The 7,580-nt window shown below is 63.6% G+C and carries 8 protein-coding genes; 7 read left to right on the forward strand and 1 reads right to left on the reverse strand.

Annotated elements, in window-relative coordinates; all coding sequences use genetic code 11:
• Positions 1–571, reverse strand: a 571-nt coding sequence (locus tag GYA94_RS06195; protein WP_161891983.1) for an Ldh family oxidoreductase, incomplete at its 3' end; no start/stop codon positions are given.
• A 142-nt stretch (positions 572–713) separates the two neighbouring features.
• Here GYA94_RS06195 and GYA94_RS06200 point away from each other — a divergent pair.
• The 7 genes from GYA94_RS06200 (at position 714) to GYA94_RS06230 (ending at position 7,269) form a co-directional block, all read left to right on the forward strand.
• Entirely contained in the window at positions 714–1,586 is an 873-nt protein-coding gene (locus tag GYA94_RS06200; protein WP_029886745.1) for a MurR/RpiR family transcriptional regulator, read from the forward strand.
• A gap of 22 nt (positions 1,587–1,608) precedes the next feature.
• The gene (locus GYA94_RS06205; RefSeq protein WP_009687025.1) at positions 1,609–2,361 is read left to right on the forward strand and encodes a transporter substrate-binding domain-containing protein; all 753 of its coding nucleotides are present in this window, start codon (positions 1,609–1,611) and stop codon (positions 2,359–2,361) included.
• A gap of 145 nt (positions 2,362–2,506) precedes the next feature.
• A complete protein-coding gene (locus GYA94_RS06210) occupies positions 2,507–3,226 on the forward strand; it encodes an ABC transporter permease (protein ID WP_009687024.1) in 720 nt (239 codons plus the stop codon).
• Positions 3,223–3,933: an ABC transporter permease gene (locus GYA94_RS06215; protein ID WP_054906136.1), complete on the forward strand. Its 711-nt coding sequence runs from the start codon at positions 3,223–3,225 to the stop codon at positions 3,931–3,933. Before GYA94_RS06210 ends, GYA94_RS06215 begins: the two co-directional genes overlap by 4 nt.
• Before the next feature lie 16 nt (positions 3,934–3,949).
• The gene (locus tag GYA94_RS06220; RefSeq protein WP_054906137.1) at positions 3,950–5,194 is read left to right on the forward strand and encodes an NAD(P)/FAD-dependent oxidoreductase; all 1,245 of its coding nucleotides are present in this window, start codon (positions 3,950–3,952) and stop codon (positions 5,192–5,194) included.
• A 21-nt stretch (positions 5,195–5,215) separates the two neighbouring features.
• Positions 5,216–5,998: an amino acid ABC transporter ATP-binding protein gene (locus GYA94_RS06225; RefSeq protein ID WP_110679793.1), complete on the forward strand. Its 783-nt coding sequence runs from the start codon at positions 5,216–5,218 to the stop codon at positions 5,996–5,998.
• 467 nt (positions 5,999–6,465) lie between these two features.
• Positions 6,466–7,269 (forward strand): gamma-glutamyl-gamma-aminobutyrate hydrolase family protein, encoded by an 804-nt coding sequence (locus GYA94_RS06230; RefSeq protein ID WP_029886748.1) that lies wholly within the window; start codon positions 6,466–6,468, stop codon positions 7,267–7,269.
• The last annotated feature ends 311 nt before the right edge of the window (positions 7,270–7,580 follow it).

A 7,580-nucleotide genomic window follows, 5' to 3' on the forward strand; every position in this document is an offset into this window, starting at 1 on the left:
GGGCCATGGCGCTGGTGGCCATGTCGAAGACGATCGGGTCATGCTCGGCGCAGGGTGCTGCAAAGGCGATAGGGTTGGTGCCGAACAAAGGCTTGCGGGCCCCATGCGGCACCACACAGGTCATGCTGTTGACCACGCTGAGGGCCACCAGGCCCTCTTCAGCGAACGGCTCCACGTCTGGCCACAAGGCGGCGAAATGGTGCGAGTTGTGGATCGCCAGCACGGCAATGCCGGCGTTGCGCGCCTTGGCCACCAACAGGTCGCGGGCCGCCGCCAGTGCGGGCTGGGCGAACCCGCCAGCGGCATCGACGCTGACATAGCCGGCGGCAAGGTCACTGACCTTGGCCACGGCCCGCCCATCGACCCAGCCGCTGTTCAGCGTGGACACGTACCCCGGCATGCGGAACACCCCATGGCTATGGGCACCATCGCGCTGGGCGCTCGCACAATTGTGGGCCAGCACGCTGGCCACGCTGTCGCTGCAGCCATGGCGCTGGAAGATAGCCTGCAGCAGGCCTTGCAGCTCGGTAAACGGCACGCGCACGACGGTGCCGGTGGACGGTGCGGACATCTGAAGCTCCTTGTTGATTTTGGAGTGGCTACAGCGTTGCAACGGCAAAACTTTCCCGCGAGTGACAGCTATCTGTCAAATGTTGACTTAATGGCAGAAAACATTCATTTTCTTCCCAAGCCTTACCTTCTGGAGCCCCAGCATGAGCCAACCGATCAAGCAACGCCTGGAAGCCAGCCTCGACGGGGCCGCAGCGTCAGGCCGCAAGATCGCCACCTACATGCTCGCCAACCTGCACGAACTGCCGTTCCAGACCTCGGCCAGCATCGCCGCCAAGCTGGGCGTCAGCGAATCCAGTGTCGGGCGGTTTTGCCGCTCCCTGGGTTATGCCCACCTCAAGGCACTTAAGCAAGACCTGCAGAGCGACCTGGGCGATGGCCCGTGGCTGGTGGGCGACCGCTTGCACGATTACCGCCAGCGCCAGGACGCCAGCGACAACGGCGGCAGCCTGGAACTGGAAATGGCCGCCCTGGTGCGCGTGCACGAGTACCGCCAAGGCCCGGCCTGGCACAACGTGGCCCAACGCCTGGCGAGCAAGCGCCGGGTCTTTGTTGCAGGTTTTCAGACCGAGCGTGGCCTGGCCATGTGCATGGGCCACTTGCTGCAATACCTGCGCGATGGGGTGCAACTGGTCGACCTCAGTGCCGGGCACTTTGCCGACGTGCTGCTCGGTAACGCCGCAGACAGCGCCCTGGTGGTGTTCGAGGCGCGCCGTTATTCCCGCCATGCCCTGTTGCTGTGCCAAAAGGCGCGCGAGGCGGGCATTGCGGTCACCTTGGTGACCGACACTTTCTGTGACTGGGCCGATGCCAACGCCGACGAGGTGTTCCGCATACCCACCGAATTCAATCTGTTCTGGGAATCCACCTCGGCCATGCTGTCGTGGGTACACCTGATGGTCAACGAGGTCTGCAAGAAACTCGGGCCGGATGTTGAAAAGCGCTTGGAAGCAACTGCCGCTCTACATAACGAGTTCGTCGGCTACACCACGTGGTCGGCGGGCAAACAACAATAGCAAGAGTGCAATGAGGTGCGAGATGAACAAGTCCATGGCCTTGCTGGGTGCGTGCGCCCTGCTGCTGGCGGGTGCTGCCAGTGCCGAAACCCTGCGCTTCGCCACCGAGGGTGCCTACCCGCCGTTCAACTATGTCGACGCCGATAACCAGTTGCATGGCTTCGACGTCGACATTACCCATGCCCTGTGCGAACAGATGAAGGTCGAGTGCACGCTGGTGGCTCAGGACTGGGAAGGCATCATCCCGGCGCTGATGGCGCGCAAGTACGACGCTGTGGTGGCCTCGATGATCGACACCGAGGAGCGGCGCAAGAAAATTGCCTTCACCGACCATTACTACCGTACCCCGTTGACCGTGGCCGTGGCCAAGGACAGCAAGATCACCGATGCCCAAACCCACTTCGACGGCTACACGGTTGGCGCCCAGTCGTCGTCTACCCAGGCCATTTATGCCGAGGACGTTTACGCCAAGGCCGGCGCTGACGTGAAGCTGTACCCGACCATGGACGAAGCCAACGCGGACCTGGCCGCCGGCCGCCTGGACGGGGTGATTGCCGACAAATTTCCGCTTCAGGAATGGATCAGCAAGAACGGCGGTGACTGCTGCAAGATTCTGGGTGATGTAGCCAACACCAAGGCCGATGCCGCCATTGCCGTGCGCAAGGATGATGAAGCCTTGCGCCAACGCTTGAACACCGCGTTGCAACAGATCGTGGCCAACGGCACCTATCAGAAGATCGCCAGTAAGTACTTTGCATTCGATATCTACAACTGATCTTCAAGCCATCATTGCCTGACCGGGCCCTATCGCCGGCAAGCCAGCTCCCACAGGTTGCCCACAGACCTGAAGAACAGCGGTTTACCTGTGCGAGCTGGCTTGCCGGCGATGAGGCCGGTGAGGTCAACACAAGGTGTTCGTCATGCTCGATCAATTGTCCTTGCTGTCCTTGGCCAGCGGTGGCTGGGGCCAGGCGCTGCTGGCCGGCGCGCTGGTCACTGTGTCACTGGCCCTGGCCTGCCTGCCCATCGGCCTGCCGCTGGGCCTGGTAGTCGCCCTGGCGGCCCGCTCGCGCAAACGCCTGCCACGGGCCTGGGCCACCACGTTTTCCACCGTGTTCCGCGGCTTGCCCGAGCTGCTGACACTGCTGATCATTTATTACGGCTGCCAGATCGCCGCGCAGAAGGTCCTTGCCGCCCTGGGCTATGAAGGTGAGTTCCTGATCAATACCTTCGTGGCCGCCATGATCGCGTTCAGTCTGGTGTTTGCCGCATTTTCCAGCGAGATCTGGCTGGCCGCTTTCAAGACCTTGCCCAAAGGCCAGTGGGAGGCCTGTTCGGCCTTGGGGCTGAGCAAACGCACCGGGTTCTTCAAGGTGCTGCTGCCGCAGTTGACCCGCATTGCCCTGCCCGGCTTGTCCAACAACTGGCTGTCGTTGCTCAAGGACACCTCGCTGGTGTCGACCATCTCGCTGGTCGACCTGATGCGCCAGACCAACCTGGCCGTCAGCGTGACCAAAGAGCCCATGTTCTTCTATGGCGTGGCGTGCCTGGGCTACTTGCTGTTCGCGGCATTGTCCGGGCGCGTGTTCGCCTACATCGAGCGGCGGAGCAACCGCCACCTGCAAGGAGCGCGCGCATGAGCCTCGACCAATTGCTGGCGCTGGTGCTCGACCCTGACCTGCTGCAGCGTTACGGCCCGCGCTTTGTCGACGGCCTGCTGGTCACTGCCAAGCTGGTCGCCATTTCCTTCAGCCTGGGCGCGCTGCTGGGCCTGCTGCTGGCGCTGGCGCGCCTGTCGCACAACCTGCTGTTGCAACGCCTGGCGGCAGGTTATGTGTACTTCTTCCGCGGCTCGCCATTGCTGGCCCAGTTGTTCCTGCTGTACTACGGCCTGGGCTCGTTCAAGAGCTTCTGGCAGGACGTGGGCCTGTGGTGGTTCTTCCGCGAGGCGTGGTTCTGCACCTTGCTGGCGTTCACCTTGAACACCGCCGCCTACCAGGCCGAGATCTTCCGCGGCAGCCTGATGGCCGTCGCCCCGGGCCAGTATGAGGCGGCGCGGGCCTTGAACCTGAAGCGCTCGACGACCTTCTTCAAGGTGATCCTGCCGCAGTCGCTGCTGGTTGCCATCGGCCCGCTGGGCAACGAATTGATCCTGATGATCAAAGCCAGCGCCATTGCCTCGCTGGTGACCATCTACGACCTGATGGGCGTGACCAAACTGGCCTTTTCGCGCAGCTTCGACTTCCAGATCTACCTGTGGGCCGCAGTGCTCTACCTGGTGATCGTCGAGGTGGTGCGGCGCCTGCTGAAACACCTGGAAGCCCGCCTGGGCCGCCACCTGAACTGACCGAAGGATACGTTCCATGCATTGCCAGACCTTAGTCCTGGGCGCCGGCATCGTCGGCGTCAGCACCGCCCTGCACTTGCAAGCCCGCGGGCGCCAGGTGGTACTGCTCGACCGCGACGAACCGGGCAGCGGTACCAGCCACGGCAACGCCGGGCTCATCGAGCGCTCCAGCGTCATCCCCTATGCCTTCCCACGGCAACTGGGCGCCCTGCTGCGCTACGGCCTGAACCGCCAGCCCGACGTGCGCTACAGCCTGGCGCATCTGCCCAAGGCGGCACCGTGGCTGTGGCGCTACTGGCGCCAGTCCGCCCCCGGGCGCCTGGCAGGTGCCGCCGCCGATATGCTGCCATTGGTGCAGCGCTGCGTGGAGGAACACGACGTGCTGATCGCAGCTGCCGGCCTGCAAGGGCTGGTGCAGGCCAAAGGCTGGATCGAGGTGTTCCGCGATCCGACGCTGTTCAGCCAGGCCAAGGCCGATGCCAAGGGCCTGAGCCGTTACGGCCTGCAGTTCGAAATACTGGAATGCGGCCAGTTGCAGGCCCGCGAACACCAGCTGGATGCCACCGTGGTCGGCGGTATCCACTGGCTTGACCCAAAAACCGTCATCAACCCCGGCGCCCTCACCCGTGGGTATGCAGCCTTGTTCCAGCAACGCGGCGGGCAGTTCCTGCATGGCGATGCGCGCAGCCTGCGTCAGCACCACGGCAAGTGGCAGGTCGACAGCCGCCGTGGCCCGATCACTGCCGACGAGGTTGTCGCCTGCCTGGGCCCCCAGTCGGCCGACCTGTTCAGCGGCCTGGGCTACCAGATACCGCTGGCGATCAAGCGCGGCTATCACATGCACTACGGCACCCGTGGCGGCGCGCAACTGGAGCACGCGATCTGCGACACCCAGGGCGGTTATGTGCTGGCACCGATGGCGCGCGGCGTGCGCTTGACCACCGGTATCGAGTTCGATGCCGCCAATGCGCCCGCCAACCAGATCCAGCTGGACCGTTGCGAAGCCCTGGCGCGCAAGCTGTTCCCCGCGCTGGGCGAGCGCCTGGACGACGCACCGTGGCTGGGACGGCGCCCGTGCCTGCCCGACATGCGCCCGGTCATTGGCCCGGCGCCACGCCACCCAGGGCTGTGGTTCAACTTTGGTCACGCCCACCATGGCCTCACCCTTGGCCCGGTCAGCGGCCGCCTGCTGGCCGAACTGGTGACCGGGGAACGCCCCTTCACCGACCCCGCGCCTTATAGCGCAACCCGTTTCGACTGACCCCCGCGGGAGCACAACACGATGACCGCACTCTTGAGCCATGCCACCGCTACCCCTGAAACCGACCCGCGCCCGGTGCTGATCCGCATTGAAGGCTTGAACAAGCACTACGGGGCGTTCCATGTCTTGCGCGACATCGACCTGCAGGTACGCGAAGGCGAACGTATCGTCCTGTGCGGGCCTTCCGGCTCGGGCAAGTCGACGCTGATCCGCTGCATCAACCGCCTGGAAATCGCCCAGCAGGGCACTATCGAGGTCGCCGGCGTCGACCTTGCGACCAACACCCGGGAGGCGGCGCAGGTACGCAGCGACATTGGCATGGTGTTCCAGCACTTCAACCTGTTCCCGCACATGAGCGTGCTCGACAACTGCCTGCTCGCCCCCACGAGCGTGCGTGGGCTATCGCGCAAGGATGCCGAGGAGCGGGCGCGCATGTACCTGACCAAAGTGGGCATCGTAAGCCAAGCGCACAAGTACCCCAGCCAGTTGTCCGGCGGGCAGCAGCAGCGCGTGGCAATTGCCCGCGCGCTGTGCATGAAACCGCGGATCATGCTGTTCGACGAGCCTACGTCGGCACTGGACCCTGAAATGGTCGCTGAAGTGCTGGATGTGCTGGTGCAACTGGCCGGCACGGGCATGACCATGCTTTGCGTCACCCACGAAATGGGCTTTGCCCGGCAGGTGGCCGAGCGGGTGCTGTTCCTGGAGGGTGGGCAGATCATCGAGGACAGCCCGCCGCAGGTGTTCTTCAACCACCCGCGCACCGAGCGGGCCAAGGGGTTCCTGGCGCAGATCCTGCACTGATTGCAGACCTGTCACTGAACTTGTGGGAGCGGCCTTGTGTCGCGAAAGGGCCGCAAAGCGGCCCCCGGTTTTTCAGCACTGCTGCATATATTGCCGGGGCTGCTGTGCAGCCCTTTCGCGACACAAGGCCGCTCCCACAACGACCGCGTTGACTTCAAGCCACCTATTTCATTGCACGGCTGCAAAGACCCGACTGCGTCGTTAAATATTATTGACCGAACCTCCCGCCAAACCCACGCCGCCACAGGCCCGCATCGGTTCAACCCACCCGAAACCGGCGCATTTCCCGCCTTGCAGTCCCTTTCAGTCGTTTGACATATCGAACGGCTCTGGCAAGCTATCTACAGGCCCCGACCGGCATCGTCAGCTCGACGAGCCGGCAGTGCTCGGGGCTCCAGGCGCCACTCAGAGCCCCGCGCCGTGCGCCTGCACAACAACGACAGGTCGAACCTGTCCCAAGGTGACATATGTCCAACAGCAACATTGGCAACAAGCAACCTTCCCTGCGCAAACCCGTCGTCCTGATGACCATGGGCAGCCAAGAGCGCAAAGGCCATGACTACCAGGTCATGACCCACAAATACATCACCCCGCTGGTCGAGTTCGCCGATTGTGTCCCGGTGCTGGTGCCCACCTGCTGCGGCATTGACGACCTCGAGACCTATCTGGACATGGCCGACGGCGTTTACCTGACCGGCGCTGGCAGCAACATCGACCCGGCGCTGTACGGCCAGGAAAACCAGACCCCAGGCAAAGGCCAGGACCAGAACCGCGATCTGTTCGACATTCCGCTGGTCAAGGCGGCGCTCAAGCGTGGCCTGCCCATCTTCGGCATCTGCCGGGGCATGCAGGAAATCAACGTGGCCCTGGGTGGCGACATCTACCAGAAGGTGTACGCCGAACCGGGTTTCAACGACCACCGGGAAAACCCGGAAGATCCGGTCGAAGTGCAGTACGCCCAGGTTCACAGCGTGAAGATCAAGCCAGGCAGCTGGCTGCGCGACACTTTGGGTTGCGACGAAATCCGCGTCAACTCGCTGCACGGCCAGGGCCTGCACAAGCTCGGCGCCGGCATCGAGGCCATCGCGCATGCGGAAGACGGCCTGGTCGAGGCCATTCATGCGCCAAGCATTTCGCCGTTCCTGTTCGCCGTGCAATGGCACCCAGAATGGCAAGCCGCGCAGAACCCCGACTCGATCAAGATCTTCCAGGCGTTCGGTGACGCGTGCCGCGCCCAGGTTCGCAAGGCGCAGGTCAAGCGCGCTGCCTGACCTACAGTTTCCCCTGCTTTGATCGCGGGGCGGCGCAAGGCCGCCCCCGCCTCCCCCGGTCACCCTCTGCTGGTCCCAGAATATCTGCCGTGGAATCGGGCGGCGGGTTTTTGCCTGTCTTTGCGATCGTTTTTTTCTTTAGGCCTTTAGAGATACGATGACTACCGGGTGGTGGTCGTCGGTTTTTCAGCGCCTGTGAGATCGCGCGGCGCATCGCGAGCTGCGCTCGATCTGCAACCCGCCACACATATCGAGGCGGGCCACCTCGACCCGTACACACTCGCGGAAAACAAAACGCCAAGAAAGCACTG

This window comes from Pseudomonas juntendi (assembly GCF_009932375.1).
In the GTDB taxonomy this organism is placed as follows: domain Bacteria; phylum Pseudomonadota; class Gammaproteobacteria; order Pseudomonadales; family Pseudomonadaceae; genus Aquipseudomonas; species Aquipseudomonas juntendi.